The organism is Capnocytophaga sp. oral taxon 332 str. F0381, from assembly GCF_000318275.2.
Lineage (GTDB): Bacteria > Bacteroidota > Bacteroidia > Flavobacteriales > Flavobacteriaceae > Capnocytophaga > Capnocytophaga bilenii.
In genome coordinates this window covers 1-361 of sequence record NZ_KB291314.1, presented here as the reverse complement: position 1 = coordinate 361, position 361 = coordinate 1, and the positions used below count along the sequence as shown (strand labels likewise).

At 46.0% G+C, this 361-nt stretch carries 1 protein-coding gene; it reads left to right on the top strand.

Features of this window, described 5'->3' with window-relative positions; all coding sequences use genetic code 11:
* Positions 1-361 (top strand): hypothetical protein (locus tag HMPREF9075_RS12610; protein ID WP_009415806.1); only part of this gene is annotated, 361 nt, incomplete at both ends.

The window sequence follows — 361 nt, the reverse complement described above, 5'->3', positions numbered from 1 at the left end:
TAACGACACCAACGGCTACACCTACAATTACAGCTACGCCAGATGTGATGACCGTAACGGTGGGTGATACTAGCAATAGTTCGGTAATAGACAATGACCATATAGGTACAGCAACGACTACTACTAGCACGGTAAGCGTATCGGTAGTAACGCCAGCAGCGCCTAAGAGTTCAGGAGCGGTAACCCCAACGATTACTAGCGAAGGTAAAGTAATGGTGCCAAATAATACGCCTGCAGGGGTTTATACGATAGTATACGAAATCTGCGAGAAGCTAAACGCAGGTAATTGTACTACTACCACAGCGACTATAAATGTGGTAGGAAGTGTAACGACACCAACGGCTACACCTACAATTACAGC